This window comes from Leisingera sp. ANG-Vp (assembly GCF_000813725.1).
In the GTDB taxonomy this organism is placed as follows: Bacteria; Pseudomonadota; Alphaproteobacteria; order Rhodobacterales; family Rhodobacteraceae; genus Leisingera.
The window spans coordinates 1-25,263 of record NZ_JWLD01000091.1 but is presented as its reverse complement, the minus strand read 5'-3'; the positions used below and the strand labels follow the sequence as shown (position 1 = coordinate 25,263).

The window sequence follows — 25,263 nt, the reverse complement described above, 5'->3', positions numbered from 1 at the left end:
AAATACCCCGGGGTCCGGGGCAGCGCCCCGGAATTCTCCTTGCAGCCCGCCCCCGCCCCCTCCTAGGGTCCCGCCAAGACCTGCCGCAGGAGGAAACCGCTCATGACTACCGCCCTGATCACCCATGCCGACTGCCTGAGCCATGTAACGCCTGACGGCCACCCCGAGCAGGTTGCACGGCTGGAGCACATCCTGCACGCGCTGGAGGCTTTGGAGCTGAAACGCGTCACCGCACCGATGGCGGCGGAGGACGACATCCTGCGCATCCACCCGGCAGGCTACCTCTCGGACCTGCGCCAGGCCTCCCCGGCGGAAGGCTGGGCGCAGATCGACGGCGACACTTTCATGTCCCCCGGCTCGCTGGATGCCGCCTTCCGCGCGGCCGGCGCTGTGGTGCGCGGCGTCGATATGGTGCTGGGCGGCGAGGTGCAGAATGCATTTGCCGCCGTGCGCCCGCCGGGGCACCACGCCGAAACCGATACCGCCATGGGGTTCTGCCTGTTCGGCAATGCGGCGCTGGCCGCGAAACACGCGCTGGATCACCACGGGCTGAAACGTGTCGCGGTAGTGGATTTCGACGTGCACCACGGCAACGGCACCCAGGATCTTCTGTGGGACGAGCCGCGCGCACTGGTGATCACCAGCCAGCAGATGCCGCTCTGGCCCGGCTCCGGCCGCCCGGATGAGGACGGCGCCCACGGCAATATCCTGAACATGCCGCTGGCGCCGGGATCCGGCCGGGCAGAGATGCAGGCCGCCTATGAAGGCCAGGCCTTCCCGCGCCTGCGTGCCTTCAAGCCGGAGCTGATTATCATCTCCGCGGGCTTTGACGCCCATCAGGACGACCCGCTTGCCAGCCTCAACTGGGCCACCGCCGATTTCGCCTGGATCACCGCCGAGCTGTGTAAACTCGCAAGTGAACTCTGCGGGGGCCGTATCGTCTCGACTTTGGAGGGCGGATATGATCTGAACGCGCTCGCAGCCGCAACCCGCGCGCATGTGGAAGAATTGATGAAGGCACCGGCATGACTGAGACCCGCACCGAGACCCCCGTGGACCAGATGAGCTTTGAACAGGCGATGCGCGAGTTGGAAGGCGTGGTGGACCAGCTGGAGCGCGGCGACGTGGCGCTGGATGCCTCGATTGCCCTCTATGAGCGCGGCGCCGCGCTGAAGAAGCGCTGCGAGGATGAGCTGAAGCGGGCCGAGGAAAAGGTCGCTGCGATCACACTGGACGCAAGCGGCACCCCCAAAGGCACCCAGCCGCTGGATGCCGGCTGAACCATGACCGCCGCAGACACCCAGTCTTTCCTTGAAAATGCGCGCCCTTTTGCAGAGGCGCTGAAAGACGCGCAAACACGCATCACCGCACATATGGAGATGCGGCTGGCAGGCAGTGACGAACTGCACGCGGCAATGCGCTATGCCATCACCGGCGGCAAGATGATGCGCGGTTTCCTGGTTCTGGAAAGCGCCCGTTTGCACGGTGTCCCAGCTGAGGCCGCAATCGAGGCCGCACTCGCCATCGAATGCATCCATGCGTATTCGCTGGTGCATGACGACCTGCCCTGCATGGACGATGACGACCTGCGCCGCGGCCAGCCCACCGTTCACAGGAAATGGGATGAGGCGATGGCGGTGCTGGCGGGCGACAGCCTGCAAACCTTCGCTTTTGAACTGCTGGCAGACCCCAAGATTGGCCCCCATGCGCTGGAGCTGATCCGCGGCCTGGCGCAGTCCTCCGGCAAGGACGGCATGGTCTCGGGCCAGATGCTGGACATTGCTGCGGAAACCGCAGCCGAGCCGCTCAATCTCGAACAGATCACCAAGCTGCAAAGCCGCAAAACCGGCTGCCTGATCGAGTGGTCCGCCACTGCCGGCGCAGTACTGGCAGGCGATGATACGGCACCGCTGCGGCAATACGCACGCGCCCTTGGCCTTGCTTTCCAGATCGCCGATGACATCTTGGATGTGGAGGGCGATGCCGCCAAGGTCGGCAAGGCCGTGCGCAAGGATGCGGATGCCGGCAAGGCGACTTTTGTCTCGCTTCTGGGCCTGGCAGAGGCAAAAGCCCGCGCAAAAGATCTCTGCGAAGAGGCCTGTGCCGCGCTGTCACCCTATGGTGAGGCTGCTGCAACCTTGAAGGAAGCCGCGCGCTTCGTTATTTCGCGCGACAGCTAACCCCGCGCCACGCCATTCGGCGCAGCCCAAGGAGACACCATGTCCGACAGGCCCCACACCCCGCTTCTGGACCAGATCTCGCGCCCCGCGGATCTGAAGGGGCTGACGGATGCGCAGCTGGTGCAGGTTGCCCACGAACTCCGTCAGGAAACCATCGCCGCCGTCTCCGTCACCGGCGGCCATCTGGGCGCAGGCCTGGGCGTGGTAGAGCTGACCACCGCGCTGCATGCGGTGTTTGACACCCCGCGCGACAAAGTGATCTGGGACGTCTCCCACCAGTGCTACCCCCACAAAATCCTGACCGGGCGCCGCGACCGCATCCGCACCCTGCGGATGAAGGACGGTCTCAGCGGTTTCACCAAACGCTCTGAGTCGCCTTACGACCCGTTCGGCGCCGCCCACAGCTCCACCTCGATCAGTGCCGCGCTTGGCTTTGCCGTGGCGCGCGACCTCGGCGGTGTGATCCCCGAGGGCAACGGCGACGCCATCGCGGTGATCGGCGACGGCTCGATGTCGGCCGGCATGGCGTTTGAGGCGATGAACAACGCAGGCCACCTGGGCAAGCGGCTGATCGTGATCCTCAATGACAATGAAATGTCGATCGCCCCGCCGGTGGGTGCGCTGTCCTCCTACCTGTCACGCCTTTATGCCGGCGAGCCCTTCCAGGAGCTGAAAGCCGCCGCCAAGGGCGCGGTTTCCCTGCTGCCCGAACCCTTCCGCGAAGGCGCCAAACGCGCCAAGGACATGCTCAAGGGCATGGCCGTCGGCGGCACGATGTTTGAGGCGCTTGGCTTCTCCTACCTCGGCCCCATCGACGGCCACGACATGGACCAGCTGCTGCCGGTGCTGCGCACCGTCAAGGCCCGCGCCACCGGCCCGATCCTGATCCACGTCCTCACCAAAAAGGGCAAAGGCTACGCCCCGGCTGAGGCCGCCCGCGACAAGGGCCATGCCACCGCCAAGTTCGACATGGTGACAGGCGAGCAGAAGAAGGCGCCCTCCAACGCGCCCTCCTATACCTCGGTCTTCGGCAATGAGCTGGTGAAGCTTGCCGCCAAGGACGACAAGATCTGCGCTGTCACCGCGGCGATGCCCGACGGCACCGGGCTGAACCTGATGGCCGAACGCTACCCCTCGCGCACTTTCGACGTCGGCATTGCCGAACAGCACGGCGTGACCTTTGCCGCCGCGCTGGCGGCCGGCGGCATGAAGCCCTTCTGCGCGATGTATTCTACTTTCCTGCAGCGCGGTTACGACCAGGTCGTGCATGACGTGGCCATCCAGCGCCTGCCCGTGCGCTTTGCCATCGACCGCGCCGGTCTGGTGGGCGCTGATGGCGCCACCCACGCCGGCAGCTTTGACATCGGCTTCATGGCCAACCTCCCTGGCATGGTGGTGATGGCCGCCGCGGATGAGGCCGAACTGGCCCATATGGTCGCCACTGCCGCCGCCCATGACGACGGCCCCATCGCCTTCCGGTACCCCCGCGGCGAGGGAGAAGGCGTCGAGATGCCCGACACCCCGGAGGTGCTGGAGATCGGCAAGGGTAGGATGATCCAGGAGGGCAAGCGCGTTGCCCTGCTGTCCTTCGGCACCCGCCTGGGCGAAGTCCGCAAAGCTGCCGAGGCGCTCTCTGCCAAGGGCATCACACCGACCATCGCCGACGCCCGCTTTGCCAAGCCGCTGGACCGCGATCTGATCCTGCAGCTGGCCGCGGACCACGAGGCGCTGATCACCATCGAAGAAGGCGCCGTCGGCGGTTTTGGCTCCCATGTGGCGCAGCTTTTGGCCGAGGAAGGTGTGTTCGACAGCGGGTTCAAGTATCGCTCCATGGTGCTGCCCGACATCTTCATCGACCAGGCCAGCCCGGCAGATATGTATGAGGTTGCGGCGATGAACGCACCGCAAATCGAAGCCAAGGTGCTCGAGGTGCTGGGAGTGGCAACGATTGGGGAAAAGCGAGCTTAGGGTTGCACTTTAGCAATCAGTGCTCAATTCTGACGGGAAGCAAGTCACTACGAGCCTCTCAAAATGCCTATTCCCGACTACCAGGAAATGATGCGCCCTCTGCTCCAAGCCTTTGCAGACGGAGCAAAAAACGTTTCTCAAGCCCTACCAAGCCTTATCGAAACACTTGGCATCTCAGAAGCTGAGGCAGAAGAACTTTTGCCTAGCGGTAAGAAAACCTACCTGAGTGACCGAGCACATTGGGCTAGAACCTATATGACTAAGGCTGGCCTGATCCAGACCGTCAAAAGAAATCACCACGTAGTTACAGATCTGGGGCTAACGTTCCTCCATAAACACCCCGATAGGATAGACAATTCTGTTCTTTCTCAATCTGCAGAGTTTTCGTCATGGAGAGAGCGTCCAAGCAGAGACCAAGGGCAAAGGATTTCACCTCAGCACCCAGAACCCGCTCAAACACCTGAAGATAGGATGTTTTCAGCCTTTGCGGAGATCGAATCTGACTTGGCTAATGACGTCGTAGACGCTGTGATGTCGCTGTCTCCAGCAAGGTTCGAAAAGCTCGTTGTCGATCTACTTCTCTCAATGGGGTACGGTGGAGGAGAGCTTGAAAGAGGCCTGCAAACCAACCTCTCTGGGGATGGCGGCATTGATGGAATTATCAATGAAGATGAACTTGGTCTTGACGCAGTTTATATCCAGGCAAAACGGTACGCCAAAGAAACCAAGGTTGGCCGACCTGCGTTAAACGCTTTCGTTGGCTCATTAACTGGCGAAGGCGCTAGCAAAGGTGTTTTTGTAACAACAAGCGACTTCTCGAAGGACGCCATAGAGTACGTTGATCGTGTCCAGCATAGAATTGTTCTGATCAACGGTGATAGATTAGCACGTCTGATGATCAAACACGAAGTCGGGGTGCGAGCCCGTAGAAGCTATGTGCTTCGCTCAGTCGATGAAGATTACTTTGCCGATGGCTAGTCACACCCCCGGCGGCTCGGCTGGCGGCACAAAGCTCTCCATATCCTCGGCCTCCAGCACCGCCCGCAGACCCTCGCGGTAGGTGGGATAGAGCAGCTCTACCCCCAGCTCCTCCTTGATCCGGCGGTTGCGGACGCGCTTGTTCTCGCCATAAAAGCTGCGCGCCATCGGAGTCATGCCGGCCTCTTCAAAGGGCACTTCGGCCGGCACCGGCAGGCCCAGCAGTTCCGCCGCATGGCCCAGCACATCCTGCGGCGGCGCCGGGTCGTCATCGCAGACGTTGTAGATGGCACCCGGGCGCGGCTGCGCGATAGAGGCGGCCAGCACCTGGGCGATGTCCTCCACATGAATGCGCGAGAACACCTGGCCCGGCTTCACGATCCGCCGCGCCCGGCCTGCCATCAGCTTGGCAAAGGGGCCGCGGCCGGGACCGTAAATGCCGGCCAGGCGGAAGATATGCAGCGGCAAACCGGGAATATCCTGCCATTGGGCCTCCGCCAAGGCGCGCCAGTCGCCGCGTTCGCTGGAGGGGGAAATCTCGGAAGCCTCATCAACCCAGCCGCCGTCGCGGTGGCCGTAAACCGCGGTGGTGGACAGATAGCCAACCCACTCCAAGCCCGGGGCCGCGGCAATCCGCTCCCCCATCGCGGCCAGCACCGGATCGCCCTGCGCATTCGGACCGATGGAGCTCAGGACATGCGTCACGCCTTCCAGCGGCACCTCCTGCCCCGGCCAGGTGAGCATCTCCACACCTTCCGCCTCAACCGGCTCGCGCGATGTGCCAATGACCCGCCAGCCCTCAGCCAGCATACGCGGCGCAAGCGCCCGGGCGGTATAGCCAAATCCAAGACAAAGCAGCGTTTTCTTCATGGCTCTTAGATGCGTTGGCGGCAGGCCGGGCGCAAGGGTTGATTCGAATCCGCTTCCGCCTTTTCATGGCGCCCATGGACAAACAGAAACCGGGACTTTCAGACGCCTACGCCCTGCAGACGCCCTCAGATTCCAAACGGCTTTATGCAGGCTGGGCCAGCTCATACGATCAGGATTTCGCTGCCGGGCAGGATTATCTTCTGCCCGGATTGACTGCCAAGGCCTTTGCCGCCGCCGGAGGAAAGGGGCCAGTGCTGGACGTCGGTGCGGGCACCGGCCTCTGCGGCCAGGCATTGCAGGCGCTTGGAGTAGGCCCCATCGACGCCACCGACATCAGCCCCGAGATGCTGGCCGAAGCGTTGCGCAAGGATGCCTACCGGGATGTGATTGAAGCCGACCTGCTGGACGGCATCCCCGTGCCCCGCGGCGCCTACCGCGGCGTGGTCTCATCCGGCACGTTCACCCACGGCCATGTCGGCCCCGAAGCCTTGCCCGCCCTTTTGCGGGCGGCCGCACCCGATGCCCAGTTTGCCCTTTCAGTGAATGCAAAACACTACGAGAAGGCCGGTTTTGCCGCCGCCTTCGACCGGCTGCTGCGCGGGCAATGGATCAAGAGCCTGACCCTGCCGGAACTGCGCATCTACGGCCCGCGCGCGACGGGGGATCACAGGGACGATACGGCCCTGATTGCCTTGTTTCAGAAGGTATGAGCCCTTTTGCCGTGCGCAGGTCAAGGACGGCCAAAGGCCGCCATGCGCAAGCATGGGCGCAGCTCCTTTACGCGCGCACGGTGATAAAACACTCGAGCCGGCTGCTTGAGGAGCAAACCTGCTCCTCAAGAGCTTCTCAGTGTGAAGAATCCGCCGCGCGAAGCGCGGCGCCCGGCCCAACTGCGCAGGGACATCTTCAGATGTTCCCGAAACAGGCGGGAGCTCCCGCGTCTTTGCGAGGCATCTTTGATGCCGCACTCAGCCTTGGGCCCGGCAGCGCGCCTGGCGGCGCGCTGCGTCAGCGTCCTTTCCAGACCGGATCGCGTTTTTCGGCAAAGGCGCGGGCACCTTCCAGATTGTCCTCTGAGCCGTAGAGCACATCCACGGTGGCCAGCTGGCGCTGGGTGATGCGGTTCATGGCATCCTGGAATTTGCTGTCCTCAGCATCACGCACGATCTCCTTGATCGCCGCATAGACCAGCGGCGGGCCCGATGCCAGCAGGCGCGCAAGCTCCCAGGCGCGGCCCATCAGCTGGTCCGCCGCCACGATCTCATTCACCAGCCCCCAGCGGTTGGCCTCTTCGGCGTCAAACCAGCGGCCGGTGAGCAAGAGCTCCATGGCGATGTGATAGGGGATGCGCTTGGGCAGCTTCACACTGGCCGCATCCGCGACGGTGCCCGAGCGGATTTCCGGCAGCGCAAATGTCGCGTGATCCGCGGCAATGATCATATCCGCCGACAAAGCCAGCTCCAGCCCGCCGCCGCAGGCAATGCCGTTCACCGCGGCAATCACCGGCTTGTTCATGTCGCGCAGTTCCTGCAAGCCGCCAAATCCGCCGACGCCATAGTCGCCATCCACCGCATCGCCGTCTGCCGCGGCCTTCAAGTCCCAGCCGGGGCAGAAGAATTTCTCACCGCCGCCGGTCAGGATCGCCACCCGCAATTCCGGGTCGTCCCGGAAATCGCGGAACACTTCACCCATCACCTTGCTGGTGGCCAGATCGATGGCATTGGCCTTGGGCCGGTCCAGCGTGACTTCCAGAATGGCGCCGTCGCGGCGGGTCTTTACGGGGCTGTCGCTCATGTCATGTCTCTCCTGACAGGCTGAAAGGGTCGTTATCGGGGTCCAGATTGGGCAGGTATTCCGCCCAAAGGGCTGCATTTCCGGCGGCCTCGCGGCCCAGCAAGCGGGCAAGCACGGCCAGGCTCATGTCCAATCCGGCAGAAACACCGGAGGAGGTGAAAACCTTGCCCGCCTCCACCCAGCGGGCGCGCTCCTGCCAGTCCACCTTGTCCGACTGGCTGCGCACCCAGTCAAATGCGCGCTTGTTGGAGGTCGCAGGCAAGCCATCCAGAACGCCGGCCCGGGCCAGCAGCGCGGAGCCAGTACAGACGCTCATCACGATCCCGGCATGGCCCGCGGCCTGGCGCAGCCAAGACAGCATTGCCGTGTTCCCAGCTTCTTTCCTTGTACCCATGCCGCCTGGCACCAGCAGCAAATCATACTCCGCACCGTCAGCGAAGCAGCGGTCCGGCACCACCTCCGGCCCGCCGGAACAGCGCACCGGCGCCATGGTTTCACTCACCGCGAGGATGCGGAAATCTTCGGGGAAGTTTTTGAACATCTGGAGCGGCCCGAAGTAATCGAGCATCTCAAAGCCTTCGAAAATGACCGCCCCGATGGTGCGCATGGATCAGTACTTTCTCCGCATCAGCGCATCTGCCGCCACCGCATCAGACGGGGTGCAGAGAAGCGGGTTGATCTCGATCTCCTCCAGCCCCAGCGCGTTTTCCATCACATAGGCCTCAACCGCCCGGATGGCGCGCAGGATGGCTTCGCGGTCTGCTGCCGGGGCACCGCGGTAGCCGTCCAGCAGCTTGGCCATGCGCAGCGACTTCAGTGCCGTCTCAACCTCTGTATCAGAAGCAGGCAGCAGGAAGGAGGCACTGTCCTCCATCAGCTCAGTCAAAGTCCCGCCCGCGGCCAGAGTCATGACAAAGCCATGCGCCGAATCCTTGACCACACCAATCAGCAGTTCGGCCACCGCGCCGGTCACCATTTCCTCAACCAGGAAGTGCGAGGCCGGCATGTTGAAAGCCGCATCGCTCACCTCCTGACCCGATCCCAGGTTCAGCGCCACGGCACCTGCCTCGGTCTTATGCGCAACGCCTTCCCCCTTCAGCACCACGGGAAAGCCGACATCCACTGCCACTGCACGGGCATTGGTCGCAGAGGCCGCCCGCTTGGAGCGCGGGACGCGCAGGCCATAGCCGGAAAGCTGAAACTTGGCTTCGGCTTCGGGCACCAGATCAGGCTCTACAACAGGCGTCGGCAGCAGCAGGGGGGCCGGTGCGGCCGGCAGCGGCATGCTGGCAGCCTCGCAAGCGGCAATTGCTTCGCTGAGACCCGCAAAAGGCACCACACCTGCCGCCATCAACCGCGCGGCCACGTCCTCCGGCAGCAGTTCCGGCAGGGTTGCCACCAGACCGACATTGGCCCCGGTCCGCTCGTGCGACCCAATGGCGGCCTGAATGGCGCATTCCCAATCCGAGGCATCACAGCGGTCCTCGCGCGGGAAATCCACGATCAGCATGGTCATTGCCAGCTGCGGATCCATCATCGCCGAGAATGCCTTGGTCATCGCCTCGGCGTCGCGCCAGATATAGGTGTGATAGTCGAGCGGATTTGCCAATGCCACCATCGGCCCCAGCGCGTCGCGCAGATCGGTCTTCTGCTGATCGTTCAGCGGCGGGAACTCAACGTTGCGCGCATGGCCGGTATCCGCCGCCAGGCTTGCCTCCCCGCCAGAGCAGCTGATGGTTGCAATGCGGTTCGAGGGCAGCCGCCCCGTCACATGCAGCAGCTTCAGCGTCTCCAGGAAGGAGGGCAGGTCATCCAGACGCGGAATGCCAAGGCGTGAGAGCAAAGCCCCGGCTCCCGCGTCACCGCCCGCAAGCGAAGCGGTATGAGAAACAGTTGCAGCCTGGGCCTCAGCCGATTTGCCAACTTTCAGCGCAATGATCGGCTTGCCCAGTTCACGCGCCCGTGCTGCCAGCGCCTCAAAGGCGCGCAGATCGCCGAAGCCCTCGATATGCAGGCCAAGCGCAGTCACCCGGTCATCTTCCAGCAGCGCCTCGCCAATCGCGGCAATGCCCGACTGCGCCTGATTGCCGGCAGTCACCACATAGGCCACCGGAAGCCCGCGCTTCTGCATGGTCAGGTTGATGGCGATGTTGGAACTTTGGGTGACCAGCGCCACGCCTTTCTCCGCCCGCGCGCCGCCATGCTGATCGGGCCACAGCAGAGCGCCGTCCAGATAGTTGATGAAACCATAGCAGTTGGGCCCAAGGAACGGCATATCGCCCGCCGCTTCCAGCAGCTGCGCCTGCAAATCAGCCCCTTCCGCGTCCTCAGCGGCCGCCTCAAGGAATCCGGAGGCAAAGCACACGGCCCCGCCGGCACCGCGCGCCGACAGCGCCCGCACCACCTCGATGGTGATGAAACGGTTCACCCCGATAAAGGCCGCATCCGGCGCCTCTGGCAGGCTGTCCACATCCTTGAAGGCTGGCAGGCCGGCGACTTCTTCGGCCTTGGGGTGGACGGGCCAGATGGTGCCCTCGAACCCCATTTTCTGACATTGCTCGATCACCAGGCGGCACCATGCGCCGCCGCCGATCACAGCAATGGTTTTCGGGCGGAAAAGCCTGTTTAGAGACTGCATTTGATCTTATTCACCGGTCTTGCCGCGGTCCAGATGGCCGAGGTCTTGTTCAGGGTTGATCCGGTCGCGCACGCGGGTTTTCAGTTCTTTCACATCAGGAAAGCCGCCGTCCCGTTTGCGTTCCCAGACCAGTTCCTTATCAACATGGATCTCAAAGATCCCGCCCAAATCTCCGGGAACCAGTGTCACCCCGCCCAATTGGTCCTGGAAGGTCTGCAGCAGCTCCTGCGCCATCCAGCCCGCCCGCAGCAGCCAGTTGCAGCCGGTGCAGTAGGTAATGGTAACAATTGGTTTCCCGGATAGGGTCATGGATCAGCCTCCGACGGCGCGCAGCATCTCGCGGCTGATGATGTGCCGCTGGATTTCACTGGTGCCTTCCCAGATACGCTCGACCCGCGCGTCGCGCCAGATGCGTTCCAGCGGCAGTTCATCCATCAGGCCCATGCCGCCGTGAATCTGGATCGCCTCATCGGCCACCATCGCCAGCATCTCAGTCGCCTTCAGCTTGGCCATCGACATGTCGCTCTCGGTCACGGTGCCCTGGTCGAACTTCCAGCCGGCTTCCCAGGTCAAAAGGTTTGCCGCCTTCAGTTCCAGCGCCATATCGGCCAGCTTAAAGGAGATGCCCTGGAACTTGCCGATCTGCTGGCCGAACTGCTTGCGCTCAGCCGCGTAGCTGATCGAGTGTTCCAGCGCCCGTTCCGCGCGGCCCAGACAGGTGGCGGCCACTTGCAGGCGGGTGGCGCCCAGCCAGGTGTTGGCAACGTCGAAACCCTTGTCGACCTCGCCCAGAATGGCCGAGGACGGCAGGCGGCAGTCGTCGAATTCCAGCACCGCGTTGGTATAGCCGCGGTGGCTGACGTTGCCGTAACCGTCGCGGACCTCAAAGCCCGGCGTGCCCTTGTCAACGAAGAAGGCGGTGATCTTCTTTTTCGGCCCGCGCGGGGTGTCTTCCACACCGGTGGCCATGAAGCAGATCGCAAAGTCGGCGATGTCGGCGTGGCTGATGAAATGCTTGGTGCCGTTCAGGATCCAGTCGTCGCCGTCCTGGCGGGCAGTGGCCTTCATGCCGCGCAGGTCGGAACCGGCGTCCGGCTCGGTCATCGCCAGGCAGTCCCACTTCTCGCCCTTCATGCAGGGCACAAGGTACTTTTCTTTCTGCTCCTCAGTGCCTGCCAGCAGAATGTTCGACGGGCGCGCAACACCGGTCCAATGCAGCGCATAGTTGGCACGGCCCAGCTCCTTTTCGTACATCAGCCAGGACAGGGTATCGAGGCCGGCGCCCCCCACCTCCTCCGGCATGTTGGCGGCATAAAGGCCAGCTTCCATCGCCTTCTTCTGCACATCGCGGATCACATCCATATCCAGGTGGCCGGTTCGCTCGATCTCCGCCTCATGGGGATACAGCTCCTTCTCCACAAAGGCGCGGGTGGTCTCAACGATCATCGACTGTTCTTCGGTCATCCCGAACTGCATGGCGGTCTTCCTTCGGCAAATTTGTTGCGGATCAGACTAGGCGCCTTGCGCCCCCATATCATGCAGAGTTAGAAGAAATCATGCGGAGTTGGACAAAAGATAACGCTGCGGCGCAGCAAACGGATGTGCTGCTGTTTGATGCTTTCTCGGCCCATTGCCTGGCCAATACGGTGGAACCTCTGCGCGCGGCCAATACCTTTGCCGGCCGGCAGGTCTATGCCTGGCGGTTCCTGACATTGGACGGCGAACCGGCTGTTTCGTCGTCGGGCATGGAGGTGCGGGCGCATGGGCGGCTGGCAGATTGCAATGGTGATCTGCTGATTGCGATGCCGTCATATGACTTCCTGCGCCATGCCACGGTGGCCACCGCGCGGGCGCTGAAATCGGCCTCCCGCCGCTACAAGGTGCTGGCCGGGTTTGACACCGGCGCCTGGCTGCTGGCGCAGGCGGGGCTCCTGGACGGGCGGCAGGCGACAATCCACTGGGAGGAGCTCAGCCGGTTTACCGAGGCCTTCCCAGAGGTTCAGGCCGAACGCGCGCGGCAAGTCTGGGACGGCAACCGCATCACCTGCACCGGCGCCCTGGCGGCCTTTGACACCATGATGGAGCTGATCGGCACCCAGCATGGCGCCGCGCTGCGGCTGGAAGTGGCCACCCTGTTCATGGCGCCTGAGGCCACCGAAACTCAGGACCCGATCCTGGCCCGCAGCAAACCTGTTGCCCGGGCAGTCGCTGTGATGCAGGCCAATCTGGAGGCCCCGCTGCCCATCGCCGCGGTGGCGCGTCAAGCTGGACGCAGCCAGAAGGACCTGGAAGCCCGAATGAAGGCGGATCTCGGCGCCACACCGCAGGCTGTTTACCGGCGGCTGCGGCTGATTCAGGCCAGAAAGCTTGTGTTAGAGACGAATCTGAACATCTCCGAGATTGCCCTGCGCTGCGGCTATGACGACCCCAGTGCCCTCACCCGCGCCTTTAAGGCAGAGTTCGGAACCACGCCCCGCATCTTGCGCAGCAGCTAGCCCTGCTTGGCCGCCATCCACTGATTCAGCCGCCACAGCCCCCAGGCCAGCGGGATCGCTGCCAGACCGCCGATCACATAGGCCAGCGGTTCATCGGCGAAGGATTCGAACATCTGCGTATAGCCGTGGATCGCGGCAAAGGTCAGCGCTGCATTGAACAATCCGCGCTGATGCCGCTGCGCCGCCCAGAAAATCACCACTGCCAGCACCACGGCCCACAGCACAGAATAGACATGCTCAGAGATGAACAGCGCGCTGTCGCGGAAGGCCTCGCGGGCGGCTTGGTAACTGTCCCAATCGTCGTACTCGCTGCTGTAGTAGCGGCTTCCTGGTCCCCACACGGATTCGCCAACCACATCGCCCCAGAGCGATCCAACCAGCGCACAGAGATTAGCCACCACAAACCCCAGGATCGCCAGAATGCGCAGGTGCCTAGCGTCACGCTCAGCCAGCCGGGAGGCACCCCAGACACAAAGCACGATCAGCAGCACCATCTGCAGGATCGTCAGCGTCGATTCCGGTGAATAGAACACATAGGCTGCGTGGAAATACCTCGTGCCGGTCTCCAGCATCTGGGCAAAGGGCGCAATTGCCAACGCGGTGACAAAGCGCACGTCCACCAGCCAGCCGGCGGCACCCAGCGCGGCGGCATAATACAGCAGCGCCAGATTGCGCAGCGGCGAGCCGATCTCATATTGCTGCAGCAGCAGCTCAATCCCGCCCAGGTGCATGGCCAGCCCCATCAGCAGGACCGCCCCCAGCACAAAGCCTGCCGACCAGGCGCCGTGCCGCCACCGCCAGGTGCAGATCAGCGCCACCAGCGCGCCGCCGGGCATCATGATCCAGCCGGCAACATCCTCATATTTATCCACCAGCTCGATAGAGGCGCCGCCCATCAGCATGCCTGCACCAATCAGCGTGGCGGAATTGCCGAACATCCTCAGCGTCTCGCTGCCGCGCGCCAGCACGGCCAGCCCGCCGCCCAGCATCAGGATGCCGGTCACTGCCACAGCCAGCGGATCGGCCAGCCAGAAGATGAACCCGGCGGTGGCCGCGATGATGCCCAAACACAGGATCGCATTCACCGCCAGCGAGACCATCACCTCGCGCGAACGCGCCTCGATGGCGCGGGCCTGACCTTCAGTCAGGACCCCCTCTTCGACCAGGGCAGTTGTATCGGCAATGGCGTGCATCAGCGGTCCCTCGCGGCATTCCAATGGGTTCGCTCAGCATGGACCGGCCTTTGGCCCGAGGAAAGGGGAGGAATTCCCGACGCTTACCCCTTGGGCCGGCTCGGCACCCAGGCATAACCGTTTTCGCACAGGATATAGGCCTCGCGCAGTCCGTGTGGCTTGTCTGTTGGCTCCTGCAGAATGGTGAAACCCGCAGCCTCCGCCCGTGCCGCTGCGTCGTCCGGATCGGTGTTATACAGGCGGATTTCAATCCCCGCCCCGCGCGGCGGGTTCTCCGGCAGGAGATTGAGCAGAGGATTCTCTGCATAGGTGCCGTCGCTGTGCAGCTGAAACACCTGATCGCCATAGGTGACAATGGCAAAATCCTTGGTGACCTGATGGCCTTTCACGCCAAAAACAGTCTCTAAAAAGGCGATTTCACCCGGAACATCGCGCACCAGAATGTTCAGCCCGATCCCGCGCAGCGAGCGGCCAAAGCTGTCGCCGTCTACCGTTTCATAATCCATGCCATCAGCTTCCGGCGAAAGACGGCGCCCTGCAAGGTGAAAAGCGGCAGGGTTTTGCCGCTCACCGCCATAGGTTGTGAAGTTTTAGCAGCCCAGCGCCAAAGCCCTTGCACTCCGCCGCGCAATCATAACAATTGGAATATGTCAGAGCAGATATTCCCTAGCTGGCCCGATTCCGCCCCGAAATTGATTGATGTTGCTGCCGGCCGCGCCCCTGCGGACGTGGTGATCCGGCAGGGGATCTGGGTCAATGTCCACACCCGAGAGCAGCTGCCGGACCATGATATCGCCATCAAAGCAGGCCGGATTGCCTATGTCGGGCCGGATGCCTCTTACTGCACCGGGCCGGACACGCAGATCATCGAGGCCAAGGGACGTTACATGATCCCGGGCCTGTGCGATGCGCATATGCATATTGAGTCCGGCATGCTGACACCGGCGGAATTTGCCCGCGCGGTGATCCCGCATGGCACCACCTCGATGTTCACCGACCCGCATGAGATCGCCAATGTGCTGGGTCTGGATGGCGTGCGCTATATGCATGACGAGGCGCTGATGCAGCCGGTCAATATCTTCACCCAGATGCCCTCTTGCGCGCCCTCGGCGCCGGGGCTGGAAACCACCGGCCACGAAATCACCCCCGAAGATGTCAGCGAGGCGATGAGCTGGCCCGGCATCATCGGCCTGGGCGAGATGATGAACTTCCCCGGTGTCGCCAATGCCGATCCCAAGATGCTGGCCGAAATCGCCGCCACCCAAGCCGCGGGCAAGACCGTGGGCGGCCATTACGCCTCTCCTGACCTGGGGCCGGACTTCGCCGCCTATGTGGCCGGCGGCCCGGCGGATGACCACGAGGGCACCTGCGAAGCCGACGCCATCGCCCGGGTGCGCCAGGGGATGCGGTCGATGATGCGTCTGGGCTCTGCCTGGTACGACGTCGAAAGCCAGATCACCGCGGTGACCGAAAAGGGCCTGGACCCGCGCAATTTCATCCTGTGCACCGATGACTGCCACTCCGGCACGCTGGTCAACGACGGCCACATGAACCGGGTGGTGCGCCACGCCATCGCCTGCGGCTGCGATCCTGTGGTTGCCCTGCAGATGGCCACCATCAACACCGCCACCCATTTCGGGCTGGAACGCGAAATTGGCTCCATCACCCCAGGCCGGCGCGCCGATGTGATCCTGACCTCTGACTTGCGCGAGCTGCCCATCGAAATGGTGATTGCCCGCGGGCAGATCGTGGCAGAATCAGGCTCTATCAAGGTGGATTGCCCGCATTTCGACTGGCCTGCCAGCGCCCGCGGCACCGTGCATCTGGGGCATGAGCTCACCGCCAAGGACTTTGAACTCGCCGCCCCGGAAGGCGCCAATGCGGTCACCGCCAATGTGATCGGCGTGGTCGAGAACCAGGCGCCGACCAAGGCGCTGCAGGCAGAGCTGCCGGTCAGGGACGGGCTGGTCGAGGGCGCAGGTGATGTCTGCCAGATCGCCCTGGTCGAGCGCCACCGCGCCACCGGCGGTGTCACCAACGCTTTTGTTTCGGGCTTTGGCTACACGGGCAAGATGGCGATGGCCTCCACCGTGGCGCATGACAGCCACCATATGATTGTGGTCGGCACCGACCGCGCGCAGATGGCGCTGGCGGCCAACCGGCTTGCCGAAGTCGGCGGCGGCGTTACCCTTTATAAGGATGGCGCAGAATGCGCCCTGGTCGAACTGCCGATTGCAGGCCTGATGTCCGACAGCCCGGCCACCGAGGTTGCGGCCAAAGCACAGAAGCTGGGCGAAGCCATGCAAGCCTGCGGCTGCACATTGAACAATGCCTATATGCAGCACTCGCTGCTGGCCCTGGTGGTCATCCCGGAGCTGAGGATATCCGACCTTGGCCTGGTGGATGTCCGCACCTTCCAGAAAATTCCGGTGATCGAGCCCGCATCATGATAACAACAAAACACCCCGGCCACCCGCCGGACGAGACCTTCAATGACGCCACCGAGGCCGTGGACCGGCTGGAGCTGCTGTACCGGCAGGCAACCGGCTTTATCTGCGAGGAATTCGCCCGCGCCATGGCCGACGGTGCCCCGGATAACCAGCGTATCCGCGCCTATTACCCGGAGATCCGCTTCTCCACCCTGACCTTTGCCCAGGTGGACAGCCGTCTCAGCTTTGGCCATGTCTCGGCGCCTGGCACGTATGCCACCACGGTGACCAGGCCGGACCTGTTCCGCAATTACCTGATCCAGCAGATCAACCTCCTGATCCGCAACCACGGCCAGCCGGTCACCATTGGCGTCTCGGATACCCCGATCCCGGTGCATTTCGCTGTTGCTTCGCGCCCCGATCTGACCGTGCCGCAGGACGGCGCGGCCGGGTTCACCCTGCGCGACGTCTTCGACGTGCCGGATCTGGCCACCACCAATGACGACATCGTCAACGGCACCTACCAGCCCGCCAACGGCACCGGCCCGCTGGCGCTGTTCACCGCCCAGCGCGTCGACTACTCGCTGGCGCGGCTGGTCCACTACACCGCCACCAGCGCGGGGCATTTCCAGAACCACGTGCTGTTCACCAACTACCAGTTCTATGTGGCCGAGTTCGAAGCCTACGCCCGCGCCCAGCTGGCGGATCCGGACAGCGGCTACACCAGCTTTGTCAGCACCGGCGATCACGAGATCACCGCCGCGGATGAGGCAATCCCGGAAACCGCCAAGCTGCCGCAGATGCCAACCTACCATCTGAAACGGCCCGACGGCGGCGGCATCACCCTGGTCAATATCGGCGTCGGGCCTTCGAACGCCAAGACCGCCACCGACCACATTGCGGTGCTGCGTCCCCATGCCTGGCTGATGGTCGGCCATTGCGCCGGCCTCAGGAACACCCAGGCGCTGGGGGATTTCGTGCTGGCCCATGGCTACCTGCGCGAGGACCACGTGCTGGACGATGACCTGCCGATCTGGACCCCCATTCCGGCGCTGGCAGAAATCCAGGTCGCTTTGGAAGAGGCGGTTGCCGAGGTGACCGAATACGAAGGCTATGACCTGAAGCGGATCATGCGCACCGGCACCGTTGCCACCATCGACAACCGCAACTGGGAACTGCGCGACCAATCCGGCCCGGTGCAGCGCCTCAGCCAGTCCCGCGCCGTGGCGCTGGATATGGAGAGCGCCACCATCGCCGCCAACGGCTACCGCTTCCGGGTTCCCTATGGCACGCTGCTGTGCGTTTCCGACAAACCGTTGCACGGCGAGCTGAAGCTGCCGGGCATGGCTTCGGACTTTTACAGGACCCAGGTTGCGCGCCATCTGCAAATCGGCATAAGAGCTATGGAACAGCTGCGCGGCATGCCTTTGGAGCGGTTGCACAGCCGGAAACTGCGCTCGTTTGACGAAACAGCCTTCCTCTAAGGCCGAAAATCGCAGATTTCCCCGAAAAAATGCCTGTTTTACTGCCTCCAGCGCACACAAGAAGTTGTGTTAGCTCACAACATAACGATAATGTCGCGCAATGAGGCCCCACAGTTCGGGCAGTTTAAGGAGACGAAGAATGTCCAAACCGATGACCAAAACCCAGCTTGTGGCCGCTCTGGCCGAGGAAATGGGCAGCGACAAGAAAACCGCTGGCTCCGCGCTGGAAGCAGTCTGCTCGCTGATCACCCGTGAAGTGTCGGGCGGCGGCGCCGTGACTCTGCCGGGCGTCGGCAAGATCTATTGCCGCGAGCGCCCCGAGCGCGAAGTGCGCAACCCGGCCACCGGCGAGAAGTTCACCAAGGAAGCCGACAAGGTGGTGAAGATGACCATCGCCAAAGCGCTGAAAGACAGCGTGAACGGCTGATACCGGAGACCATCCGGACGGTTTCAGGGCTGCCCCATCGGGCGGCCCTTTTCTTTTGTCCGGGATCCCGCAGCTAAACTCTTCGCCCTCCGCCGCAGCGTTCCTGATTGCAAAGGCCAGCGCAGAGGCGCACCCTGCCGTCACGCCGCAAGGGAGCTGCGACATGGAAAACGTCAATCTTGCCCTGATCCTCGGGGCCGGGCTTCTGGCTGCCTGCAGTCCCGGGCCTGCCACACTGACCATTGCCGGAACCGCCATGCAGCGCGGCCGCGCGGCCGGGCTGGCGGTGGCAGCCGGCATCAGCAGCGGATCGCTGATCTGGTCGGTCTCTGCCGCTTTCGGCCTGGGCGCCGTGATGCTGGCCAATGCCTGGATCTTTGAGGTCGTCCGCTATTTCGGTGCAGGTTACCTGATGTATCTGGCGCTGCGCTCGGCCCGCTCTGCCCTGCGCACCGGCACACCCGAGCTGCGGGCCTCTTCCGCCACCTCCCTGCGCGCCGCCTTTGCCAAGGGGCTGGCGCTGCATCTGACTAATCCCAAGGCGGTGCTGTTCTTCGGCTCTGTCTATGCCATCGGCATCCCGCCCGGCACCGAACCATCGGTGCTTCTGGTGGTGATCGGCGCTATTGCAGTGCAAAGCACGCTGGTGTTCCACGGCTACGCGCTGCTGTTCTCCAGCGCTGCCGCCAGCCGCCTCTACTTGCGCCTGCGCCGAGGCTTTGAAGCCGTCTTTGCCGCCGCGTTCGGCGCTGCCAGCTGGCAGATACTGGTGGCACGCCTGGGCTGACCTGGCCGGTCAGCCAAAAGACCGTCCCCGCTTGAACTCTGCCTCCAATTCCCCGAAGGTCCGCCGCGGGAGAAAGGAACTCACGATGGATGCGCGCGCTATTGCCATGGGGCTGGCCTTTGCCCTGATGTGGTCCTCGGCCTTTACTTCGGCCCGGATCATCGTGCAGGACGCCTCGCCGCTGTTCTCCCTGGCGGTGCGTTTCCTGATCTCCGGCCTGATCGGCGTGGCCATCGCCCGTGCCATGGGCCAGACATGGCGCCTGACCCCGGGCCAGTGGCGGGCCACGGTGATCTTCGGGATCTGCCAGAACGCGCTCTATCTCGGCCTGAACTTTGTCGCCATGCAATGGATTGAAGCCTCGCTCGCTGCCATCATCGCCTCCACCATGCCGCTCTTGGTGGCGCTGGCCGGCTGGATGCTGTTCGGCGAGCGGCTGCGGCCGATGGGTTATGCCGGGCTGGCCGCAGGCATTCTGGGCGTCGCCCTGATCATGGGCACCCGCCTCAGCGCCGGCGTGGACCTGCTCGGCGTCGGCCTCTGTGTGATCGGCGTTCTGGCGCTGACCACCGCAACGCTGGCCCTGCGCGGCGCCACTTCGGGCGGCAACTTTATGATGGTGGTCGGGCTGCAGATGCTGGTCGGCTCTGCCATCCTGTTCATCGCGGCGCCGCTGACCGAGGATATCTTTGTCACCCCCACCTGGCGCCTGGCTGCCGCCTTCACCTACACCACGATTGTGCCGGGGCTGATGGCCACCTTTATCTGGGTGCTGCTGTTGAACCGCATCGGTGCAGTGCGGGCGGCCACCTTCCACTTCCTGAACCCGGTGTTCGGCGTTGCGGTTGCCAGCGTGCTGCTGGGTGAAAAGCTGGGCCCGCTGGACCTCCTCGGCGTGGCTATCGTCACCGCAGGCATCCTGGCCGTGCAATTGGCGCGGCAGCCCGCCCCGCCGCAAACGGAACCCTCCCGCGCGGCAAAGCCGGGCTGACGCCCATCCCTGCCCCTTGGGCCCGGCGCCGCTGCCGCGGCGCAGGCCCGTTGCAACCCGTTGCGTTAAGAGCGTAACCTGCGTTTCAAAGACTTAGCAGGAGGACGCGGCATGAGCGCGCAACTGACCCAGGTGCTGGAGGCCATCGACACCGCCAATACCCAGGACCCTACCTTGGAAGACGGCCAGCCCGCCGCGCTGCTCTATGGCCAGCGGATGAGCGCAGAGCAGGCCCGTCTGTTCCCCGATGCCTCCGACGCGCTGCAAATCGCCGCCCGGGGCCAGCATGTGGAACGCTGGAAGCTGGAGCGCGCAAGTTTCCCTGAGGGGCGTGCCGGCTACCTCGCCTGGCGCAAGGCGGAAGCCGAGCATCATGCCGAAGTGGTCACCGCCCTGATGCAGAACGCAGGCTATGGCGCTGATGACGTGGACGCGGCGGCAAAAATGCTGCGCAAGGAAGGCATCAAGCGCGACGACCAGGTGCAGGCGCTGGAGGATATCATCTGCTTTGTCTTCCTGAAATGGTACTTTGCCCCCTTCGCCGCGAAGCACCCGGCCGACAAGGTCCAGCGCATCGTTGAGAAGACAGCCCGCAAGATGTCGGCAGACGCCCGCGCCCGGGTGCTGCGGGAGTTCGAGCTGCCCGGCGATCTGGCCGGCGCCTTTGCTGCCTGACCACCCACCGCTGCACGGTTTCGCGAGCCGCCTGTAACAGGATTTGCATTTCCGCATCCAGACCCCATGTTCTGCACCAAACGCGAACAGGCGGGAGGACATTATGACCAAATACTTCAAGAACCCGGACGCCATCGCCGCGCTGTCGGAAGAAGAGTTCTATGTGACCCAGAATTCCGGCACCGAACGCCCCGGCACCGGCAAGCTGCTCTCCAACAAGGAGCCGGGCATCTATGTGGACATCGTTTCAGGCGAGCCGCTGTTTGCCTCTTCGGATAAATATGAATCCGGCTGCGGCTGGCCCAGCTTCACCAAACCAATCGAAGCCGCCCATATCCAGGAGCTGGAAGACCGCACCCTCGGCATGATCCGCACCGAGGTCCGCTCGACCCATGGCGACAGCCATTTGGGCCATGTCTTCCCAGACGGGCCGATGGACCGCGGCGGCCTGCGCTACTGCATCAACTCAGCGTCTTTGCGCTTTGTGCATCTGGACGACATGGAGGCCGAGGGCTATGGCGCCTACATCAACCAAGTGGAGGTCGTGAAATGAGCACCACCGAACGCGCCGTCCTGGCAGGCGGCTGTTTCTGGGGCATGCAGGAACTGATCCGCAAACGCCCCGGCGTCATCAGCACCCGTGTCGGCTATACCGGCGGCGATGTGCCCAATGCCACCTATAAAAACCACGGCACCCATGCCGAGGGGATCGAGATCATCTTCGACCCAGCCGTCACCTCTTTCCGGGAACAGCTGGAGTTCTTCTTCCAGATCCACGACCCGACCACGCCGAACCGCCAGGGCAACGATCTTGGCGCCAGCTACCGCTCGGCGATCTACTACGCAGACGAAACCCAGAAGCAGGTGGCGCTCGACACCATCGCGGATGTCGATGCCTCCGGCCTGTGGCCCGGCAAGGTGGTCACCGAACTGGAGCCGGTCGGCGATTTTTGGGAGGCTGAGCCCGAGCATCAGGACTATCTGCAACGCCTGCCCAATGGCTACACCTGCCATTTCGCCCGCCCCGATTGGGTGCTGCCGAAACGGGATGCCGCCGCAGAATAGGCTCTAACCAAGCAGTTTTCAGCCCCGCCCATCCCGGCGGGGCTTTTCGTATGCAGGCTGTTCTAGACCCCGGCGCTTCTTTCTGGTCAAAAATACTCCCGCCGGAGGCCGCGGGTTTTCCCTGAAAACCCGCTTCCCGGAAACTGGGTCAATCGTGCGCCACCCGCGGACGGCCGCTGGCTTCCACCGTCAGGGACGCTTCAAAAAACACGTCCTTGCCTTCCACCTCGGCAGTCCGGACGTCACGCTCCGTATGCACGTGAATATCCTCGGCTCCGGCCGCTTCCGCCGCGCCGCGGGCCTCTTCGGTCAGCGCCGCCTCCAGCGCTTCCATCGCTTCATCCGCACTTTGGAAATCCTCCGGCCCGCTTTCCAGATGCACCCGGAACCGGCCCTCGGACGGCGCGGTCACGGTGCCGCTGCGCCGCATGGTGATCCGGCCCACCACCGCGCCGATGGCATTGGCCACACCAGCATGCTCCGGCAGGATCATCTTGCAATGCAGCCGCTCGCCCACCGCCGGATAATAGCTCGGCGCCGAGGCGCCCAGCCCCACCACATCCACGTTTACCGACGCATCCAGCGCCAGCAGCCCGCGGTGCCTGGCCAGTCCCTTCTGCATCAGCACATGCCGCGCCAGCTGATCCGCAGGCAGGCCGAAATCCTTTGCCTCTTCGGCAAAAGCAGACTCTAACAGGGTCAATGCGGTCTGCTCTGTGAGCTGATCAATGATCATCTGCGCCAGAGTTTCAGCATCCTTTGCCACCATATCGCCGCTGCCCAGCCGCTTGCGGGCCACCAGAGTCATCGCCTTTTCCGCCGCCTCCCGGTCCCAGGCATCGACCCGGCCCAGAACATGGCTGGCATCCGACGGCGTTATGCCCGAGACCTGCACCAGCCCGCGGTCCACCAGCCGGTTCAGCGAGCCCTGCTCCATTCGGGTCCGCAGGATCTTGCCCAGCGGATGCACATGCATGCCGATCCGCGCCAGCAGCCCCGCCTCGCGCTCGCTCAGTCCCGCAACCGGCACCCCGGGCACAGCACGGACAAAGCGCCCGTCATATTCTCCCACCGTGGTGGCGCGCAGCTGCTCATCCAGCGCCGCATGCACCACCTCCGGCGCGTCGGTGGCAATCAGCGAGACCGGCACCACCCGCCGCGGCCCTAGGAACAGCCCGCCCTGCATGCCGCTGGCCTGCAGATGCACCTGGCTGTCGCCGCCAAGGCCAGTGGTCCGCATCGCCACCGCTTCCACCATGGTGCGGAATTCGCCAACACGGGCGCCCGCCGGATCAATGGCCGGCTTGCCGTCCTTGATCAGCGCCACATCCGTGGTGGTGCCGCCAATGTCGCTCACCAGCGCATGGTCCACGCCGGTCATCCAGCGCGCGCCGACAATCGACGCCGCCGGCCCCGACAAAATCGTCTCGATCGGTCGCTCCCGGGCCTGCTCGCTGCTCATCAGCGCCCCGTCGCCGCGCACCACCATCATCGGCGCCTCGATACCCATGTCGGCAAGCGTATCCTGCGCCCGCCCGATCAGCCGGTCGATCATCCCGATGAGACGCGCATTCAGCACTGCGGTCACCGCCCGCTTCGGCCCGTTCAGCTTGGCCGACAGCTGGTGCGAGCAGGTCACCGGCGCGCCGGTCAGCTCGTGAATGATCCGCGCCGCCTCAGCCTCATGCGCCGGGTTGCGGGTGGCAAAGACCCCGGCCACGGCAAAACCGGTCACCCCCGGCCCTTCGGTGCGCAGAAACGCCTCCAGCGCCGCCACATCCAAAGGCGCCGCCTCGCTGCCCGCATGAGTATGGCCGCCCGCCAGCACCAGCGCCGGATCGCCCTTCAGCGCGTCTTTCAGCCCGTGCCGGTCCAGATCGCTCTCGGCAAAGCCGATATAGATCAGCGCCACCCGGCCGCCCTGCCCCTCAACCAGCGCATTGGTGGCCAAAGTGGTCGATAGCGCCGCCAGCGACACGTCCTGCGGCTTGACGCCGGACTGCTCCAGCACCGCCTGAATCGCGCCGCCAACGCCAATCGCCAGATCCTGGCGTGTGGTCAGCGACTTGGCCGAGGCGATCACCTCCTTCTCGTCGCGGATCAGCACCGCATCCGTATAGGTTCCGCCAGTGTCCACACCCAAGAGCAGCGTCATGCCCGGTCCTTTCCGCTTCTGTTCGCCGCACAGGTACTAACGCCTAATTGCGCCGCGTCCATCCTGTTTGCGTCACGAAAGCCTTTGAACCGCCCAGACCGCAGCATCCGCCACCGCCGCATCCGGATCATCCGTCAGCCCCTGCGCCACAACACGCAGTTCCGGCAGCCCGGAATTGCCGATGGCATACAGAACATTGCGCACAAAGCGGTCACGCCCGATCCGCTTGATCGGCGAGCCGGAAAACATCGCCCGGAACGCCGCATCGTCCAAAGCGGCCAGCTCCGCCAGCCTCGGCGCCTTCAGCTCCTCGCGCGCGGCATAGCGCATGTCGCTGGCCGCCACCGCAAACTTGTTCCAGGGACAGGCCGCCAGGCAGTCGTCGCAGCCATAGATCCGGTTGCCCAGCTTGCCGCGCAGTTCTTCCTCTACCGGCCCCTTATGCTCGATGGTCAGGTAGGAAATGCAGCGCCGCGCATCCACTTGGTAGGGCGCCGGAAAGGCATCGGTCGGGCAGCTGTCCAGACAGGCTCGGCAGGACCCGCAACGATCCCGCTCCGCCGCATCTGCAGGCAGCTCCAATGTGGTGAAAACAGAGCCTATAAAGGCCCAATTTCCCCAATCCCGGCTCACCAGATTGCTGTGCTTGCCCTGCCAGCCCAGCCCCGCCGCCTGCCCCAGCGCCTTTTCCGGCACCGGCGCGGTATCGACAAAGACCTTCACTTCGCAGTCCTCGCCGGCCTCCGCTATCAGCCAGCGGGCCAGCCGCTTCAGCCGCTTCTTGACCAGGTCGTGATAGTCCTTGTTGCGGGCATAGACCGACACCGCCCCGCGGTCCGCCTGCCCCACAACCGCCATCGGGTCCTCATCCGGCGTATAGCTTTCTGCCAGCATGATCACCGAGCGCGCCTCCGGCCACAGCTGGCCCGGATCGCCGCGCCAGTGGATGCGCTCTGCCATCCAGCCCATCTGCCCGTGATAACCCGCATCCAGAAATGCCTGCAGCCGCGCAGGCACCTCAGGCACATCCCAAGGCCGGCAGATCCGGCAGGACACAAACCCCTCTGCCAGCGCCTGCGCCACCAGCTTCTCTTTCAGCGCGGCACTCATGCTTCTTTCTGGTCCCAAATACCC

25 protein-coding genes are annotated in these 25,263 nt (G+C 63.9%); 15 read left to right on the top strand and 10 right to left on the bottom strand.

From position 1 onward, the window contains the following. Nucleotides 1-102: 102 nt before the first annotated feature. The 5 genes from RA20_RS22920 (at nucleotide 103) to RA20_RS25200 (ending at nucleotide 5,126) form a co-directional block, all read left to right on the top strand. Entirely contained in the window at nucleotides 103-1,029 is a 927-nt protein-coding gene (locus RA20_RS22920; protein WP_039134578.1) for a histone deacetylase family protein, read from the top strand. After that, complete coding sequence (locus tag RA20_RS22915; protein ID WP_039134575.1) at nucleotides 1,026-1,280, top strand: exodeoxyribonuclease VII small subunit; 255 nt, start codon at nucleotides 1,026-1,028, stop codon at nucleotides 1,278-1,280. The genes RA20_RS22920 and RA20_RS22915 overlap by 4 nt, the downstream gene beginning before the upstream one ends. A 3-nt stretch (nucleotides 1,281-1,283) precedes the next feature. Then, nucleotides 1,284-2,180 (top strand): polyprenyl synthetase family protein, encoded by an 897-nt coding sequence (locus RA20_RS22910; RefSeq protein ID WP_039134572.1) that lies wholly within the window; start codon nucleotides 1,284-1,286, stop codon nucleotides 2,178-2,180. A gap of 39 nt (nucleotides 2,181-2,219) precedes the next feature. Further along, nucleotides 2,220-4,148 carry a 1-deoxy-D-xylulose-5-phosphate synthase gene (dxs, locus tag RA20_RS22905; protein WP_039134569.1) on the top strand — a complete coding sequence of 643 codons (1,929 nt, stop codon included), beginning with the start codon at nucleotides 2,220-2,222 and terminating at the stop codon, nucleotides 4,146-4,148. Between the two features lie 63 nt (nucleotides 4,149-4,211). After that, nucleotides 4,212-5,126 (top strand): restriction endonuclease, encoded by a 915-nt coding sequence (locus tag RA20_RS25200; RefSeq protein ID WP_039134564.1) that lies wholly within the window; start codon nucleotides 4,212-4,214, stop codon nucleotides 5,124-5,126. Here the strand turns inward: RA20_RS25200 and RA20_RS22895 are convergent, their stop codons facing one another. Beyond that, nucleotides 5,127-5,996 carry an SDR family oxidoreductase gene (locus tag RA20_RS22895; RefSeq protein ID WP_039134561.1) on the bottom strand — a complete coding sequence of 290 codons (870 nt, stop codon included), beginning with the start codon at nucleotides 5,994-5,996 and terminating at the stop codon, nucleotides 5,127-5,129. Nucleotides 5,997-6,070: 74 nt separating this feature from the next. Between RA20_RS22895 and RA20_RS22890 the strand changes: the two genes are divergently transcribed. Further along, nucleotides 6,071-6,706 (top strand): class I SAM-dependent DNA methyltransferase, encoded by a 636-nt coding sequence (locus tag RA20_RS22890; RefSeq protein WP_039134584.1) that lies wholly within the window; start codon nucleotides 6,071-6,073, stop codon nucleotides 6,704-6,706. 298 nt (nucleotides 6,707-7,004) lie between these two features. On the opposite strand, the gene RA20_RS22885 is transcribed toward RA20_RS22890, so the two are convergent. The 5 genes from RA20_RS22885 to RA20_RS22865 are packed head-to-tail and all read right to left on the bottom strand — an operon-like array spanning nucleotide 7,005 to nucleotide 11,904. Then, the gene (locus RA20_RS22885) at nucleotides 7,005-7,790 is read right to left on the bottom strand and encodes a carnitinyl-CoA dehydratase (RefSeq protein ID WP_039134549.1); all 786 of its coding nucleotides are present in this window, start codon (nucleotides 7,788-7,790) and stop codon (nucleotides 7,005-7,007) included. A 1-nt stretch (nucleotide 7,791) separates the two neighbouring features. Further along, nucleotides 7,792-8,397, bottom strand: a complete 606-nt coding sequence (locus RA20_RS22880; RefSeq protein WP_039134539.1) for a DJ-1/PfpI family protein — start codon at nucleotides 8,395-8,397, stop codon at nucleotides 7,792-7,794. 3 nt (nucleotides 8,398-8,400) lie between these two features. Next, nucleotides 8,401-10,428 carry an acetate--CoA ligase family protein gene (locus RA20_RS22875; RefSeq protein WP_039134512.1) on the bottom strand — a complete coding sequence of 676 codons (2,028 nt, stop codon included), beginning with the start codon at nucleotides 10,426-10,428 and terminating at the stop codon, nucleotides 8,401-8,403. Nucleotides 10,429-10,434: 6 nt separating this feature from the next. Beyond that, nucleotides 10,435-10,737, bottom strand: coding sequence for a SelT/SelW/SelH family protein (locus RA20_RS22870; RefSeq protein WP_039134484.1), 303 nt, complete (start codon nucleotides 10,735-10,737; stop codon nucleotides 10,435-10,437). Nucleotides 10,738-10,740: 3 nt separating this feature from the next. Further along, the gene (locus RA20_RS22865) at nucleotides 10,741-11,904 is read right to left on the bottom strand and encodes an acyl-CoA dehydrogenase family protein (RefSeq protein WP_039134480.1); all 1,164 of its coding nucleotides are present in this window, start codon (nucleotides 11,902-11,904) and stop codon (nucleotides 10,741-10,743) included. An 80-nt stretch (nucleotides 11,905-11,984) separates the two neighbouring features. On the opposite strand from RA20_RS22865, the gene RA20_RS22860 reads away from it, so the two are divergent. Next, nucleotides 11,985-12,923 (top strand): GlxA family transcriptional regulator, encoded by a 939-nt coding sequence (locus RA20_RS22860; protein ID WP_039134475.1) that lies wholly within the window; start codon nucleotides 11,985-11,987, stop codon nucleotides 12,921-12,923. Here RA20_RS22860 and RA20_RS22855 read toward each other — a convergent pair. Continuing rightward, the gene (locus RA20_RS22855) at nucleotides 12,920-14,116 is read right to left on the bottom strand and encodes a hypothetical protein (protein WP_193748904.1); all 1,197 of its coding nucleotides are present in this window, start codon (nucleotides 14,114-14,116) and stop codon (nucleotides 12,920-12,922) included. The genes RA20_RS22860 and RA20_RS22855 overlap by 4 nt on opposite strands. Before the next feature lie 83 nt (nucleotides 14,117-14,199). After that, on the bottom strand, nucleotides 14,200-14,622 hold the full coding sequence (locus RA20_RS22850; protein ID WP_039134472.1) for a glyoxalase: 423 nt from the start codon (nucleotides 14,620-14,622) through the stop codon (nucleotides 14,200-14,202). 141 nt (nucleotides 14,623-14,763) lie between these two features. On the opposite strand from RA20_RS22850, the gene ade reads away from it, so the two are divergent. The 8 genes from ade to msrA all read left to right on the top strand — a co-directional run bounded on the left by ade (nucleotide 14,764) and on the right by msrA (nucleotide 21,974). Beyond that, a complete protein-coding gene (ade, locus tag RA20_RS22845) occupies nucleotides 14,764-16,566 on the top strand; it encodes an adenine deaminase (protein WP_039134470.1) in 1,803 nt (600 codons plus the stop codon). Then, on the top strand, nucleotides 16,563-18,029 hold the full coding sequence (locus tag RA20_RS22840; RefSeq protein ID WP_039134467.1) for an AMP nucleosidase: 1,467 nt from the start codon (nucleotides 16,563-16,565) through the stop codon (nucleotides 18,027-18,029). Before ade ends, RA20_RS22840 begins: the two co-directional genes overlap by 4 nt. 139 nt (nucleotides 18,030-18,168) lie before the next feature. Continuing rightward, nucleotides 18,169-18,456 carry an HU family DNA-binding protein gene (locus RA20_RS22835; RefSeq protein ID WP_008553440.1) on the top strand — a complete coding sequence of 96 codons (288 nt, stop codon included), beginning with the start codon at nucleotides 18,169-18,171 and terminating at the stop codon, nucleotides 18,454-18,456. A gap of 163 nt (nucleotides 18,457-18,619) precedes the next feature. Beyond that, nucleotides 18,620-19,243, top strand: coding sequence for a LysE family translocator (locus RA20_RS22830; protein WP_039134462.1), 624 nt, complete (start codon nucleotides 18,620-18,622; stop codon nucleotides 19,241-19,243). Between the two features lie 85 nt (nucleotides 19,244-19,328). After that, nucleotides 19,329-20,234: a DMT family transporter gene (locus tag RA20_RS22825; protein WP_039134459.1), complete on the top strand. Its 906-nt coding sequence runs from the start codon at nucleotides 19,329-19,331 to the stop codon at nucleotides 20,232-20,234. A 111-nt stretch (nucleotides 20,235-20,345) separates the two neighbouring features. Next, nucleotides 20,346-20,909, top strand: coding sequence for a DUF4202 domain-containing protein (locus tag RA20_RS22820; protein ID WP_039134456.1), 564 nt, complete (start codon nucleotides 20,346-20,348; stop codon nucleotides 20,907-20,909). A 103-nt stretch (nucleotides 20,910-21,012) separates the two neighbouring features. Next, entirely contained in the window at nucleotides 21,013-21,462 is a 450-nt protein-coding gene (gene msrB, locus RA20_RS22815) for a peptide-methionine (R)-S-oxide reductase MsrB (protein ID WP_039134453.1), read from the top strand. Beyond that, nucleotides 21,459-21,974, top strand: a complete 516-nt coding sequence (gene msrA / locus RA20_RS22810; RefSeq protein WP_039134448.1) for a peptide-methionine (S)-S-oxide reductase MsrA — start codon at nucleotides 21,459-21,461, stop codon at nucleotides 21,972-21,974. Before msrB ends, msrA begins: the two co-directional genes overlap by 4 nt. Nucleotides 21,975-22,122: 148 nt before the next feature. On the opposite strand, the gene RA20_RS22805 is transcribed toward msrA, so the two are convergent. Together RA20_RS22805 and queG are read right to left on the bottom strand one after the other, a co-directional pair. After that, nucleotides 22,123-24,129, bottom strand: coding sequence for a hydantoinase/oxoprolinase N-terminal domain-containing protein (locus RA20_RS22805; protein WP_039134445.1), 2,007 nt, complete (start codon nucleotides 24,127-24,129; stop codon nucleotides 22,123-22,125). Nucleotides 24,130-24,201: 72 nt separating this feature from the next. Then, the gene (queG, locus tag RA20_RS22800; protein WP_039134442.1) at nucleotides 24,202-25,239 is read right to left on the bottom strand and encodes a tRNA epoxyqueuosine(34) reductase QueG; all 1,038 of its coding nucleotides are present in this window, start codon (nucleotides 25,237-25,239) and stop codon (nucleotides 24,202-24,204) included. Nucleotides 25,240-25,263: the final 24 nt, after the last annotated feature.

Bases quoted from the DNA above. Each gene is read 5' to 3' on its own strand.
- RA20_RS22895 (WP_039134561.1), bottom strand. From the start codon at position 5,996: ATGAAGAAAACGCTGCTTTGTCTTGGATTTGGCTATACCGCCCGGGCG.
- RA20_RS22875 (WP_039134512.1), bottom strand. From the start codon at position 10,428: ATGCAGTCTCTAAACAGGCTTTTCCGCCCGAAAACCATTGCTGTGATC.
- RA20_RS22915 (WP_039134575.1), top strand. From the start codon at position 1,026: ATGACTGAGACCCGCACCGAGACCCCCGTGGACCAGATGAGCTTTGAA.
- RA20_RS22840 (WP_039134467.1), top strand. From the start codon at position 16,563: ATGATAACAACAAAACACCCCGGCCACCCGCCGGACGAGACCTTCAAT.
- RA20_RS22855 (WP_193748904.1), bottom strand. From the start codon at position 14,116: ATGCACGCCATTGCCGATACAACTGCCCTGGTCGAAGAGGGGGTCCTG.
- RA20_RS22920 (WP_039134578.1), top strand. From the start codon at position 103: ATGACTACCGCCCTGATCACCCATGCCGACTGCCTGAGCCATGTAACG.
- msrA (WP_039134448.1), top strand. From the start codon at position 21,459: ATGAGCACCACCGAACGCGCCGTCCTGGCAGGCGGCTGTTTCTGGGGC.
- ade (WP_039134470.1), top strand. From the start codon at position 14,764: ATGTCAGAGCAGATATTCCCTAGCTGGCCCGATTCCGCCCCGAAATTG.
- RA20_RS22850 (WP_039134472.1), bottom strand. From the start codon at position 14,622: ATGGATTATGAAACGGTAGACGGCGACAGCTTTGGCCGCTCGCTGCGC.
- RA20_RS22820 (WP_039134456.1), top strand. From the start codon at position 20,346: ATGAGCGCGCAACTGACCCAGGTGCTGGAGGCCATCGACACCGCCAAT.
- RA20_RS22890 (WP_039134584.1), top strand. From the start codon at position 6,071: ATGGACAAACAGAAACCGGGACTTTCAGACGCCTACGCCCTGCAGACG.
- RA20_RS22825 (WP_039134459.1), top strand. From the start codon at position 19,329: ATGGATGCGCGCGCTATTGCCATGGGGCTGGCCTTTGCCCTGATGTGG.
- RA20_RS22805 (WP_039134445.1), bottom strand. From the start codon at position 24,129: ATGACGCTGCTCTTGGGTGTGGACACTGGCGGAACCTATACGGATGCG.
- RA20_RS22870 (WP_039134484.1), bottom strand. From the start codon at position 10,737: ATGACCCTATCCGGGAAACCAATTGTTACCATTACCTACTGCACCGGC.
- RA20_RS25200 (WP_039134564.1), top strand. From the start codon at position 4,212: ATGCCTATTCCCGACTACCAGGAAATGATGCGCCCTCTGCTCCAAGCC.
- dxs (WP_039134569.1), top strand. From the start codon at position 2,220: ATGTCCGACAGGCCCCACACCCCGCTTCTGGACCAGATCTCGCGCCCC.
- msrB (WP_039134453.1), top strand. From the start codon at position 21,013: ATGACCAAATACTTCAAGAACCCGGACGCCATCGCCGCGCTGTCGGAA.
- RA20_RS22835 (WP_008553440.1), top strand. From the start codon at position 18,169: ATGTCCAAACCGATGACCAAAACCCAGCTTGTGGCCGCTCTGGCCGAG.
- queG (WP_039134442.1), bottom strand. From the start codon at position 25,239: ATGAGTGCCGCGCTGAAAGAGAAGCTGGTGGCGCAGGCGCTGGCAGAG.
- RA20_RS22880 (WP_039134539.1), bottom strand. From the start codon at position 8,397: ATGCGCACCATCGGGGCGGTCATTTTCGAAGGCTTTGAGATGCTCGAT.
- RA20_RS22910 (WP_039134572.1), top strand. From the start codon at position 1,284: ATGACCGCCGCAGACACCCAGTCTTTCCTTGAAAATGCGCGCCCTTTT.
- RA20_RS22865 (WP_039134480.1), bottom strand. From the start codon at position 11,904: ATGCAGTTCGGGATGACCGAAGAACAGTCGATGATCGTTGAGACCACC.
- RA20_RS22885 (WP_039134549.1), bottom strand. From the start codon at position 7,790: ATGAGCGACAGCCCCGTAAAGACCCGCCGCGACGGCGCCATTCTGGAA.
- RA20_RS22860 (WP_039134475.1), top strand. From the start codon at position 11,985: ATGCGGAGTTGGACAAAAGATAACGCTGCGGCGCAGCAAACGGATGTG.
- RA20_RS22830 (WP_039134462.1), top strand. From the start codon at position 18,620: ATGGAAAACGTCAATCTTGCCCTGATCCTCGGGGCCGGGCTTCTGGCT.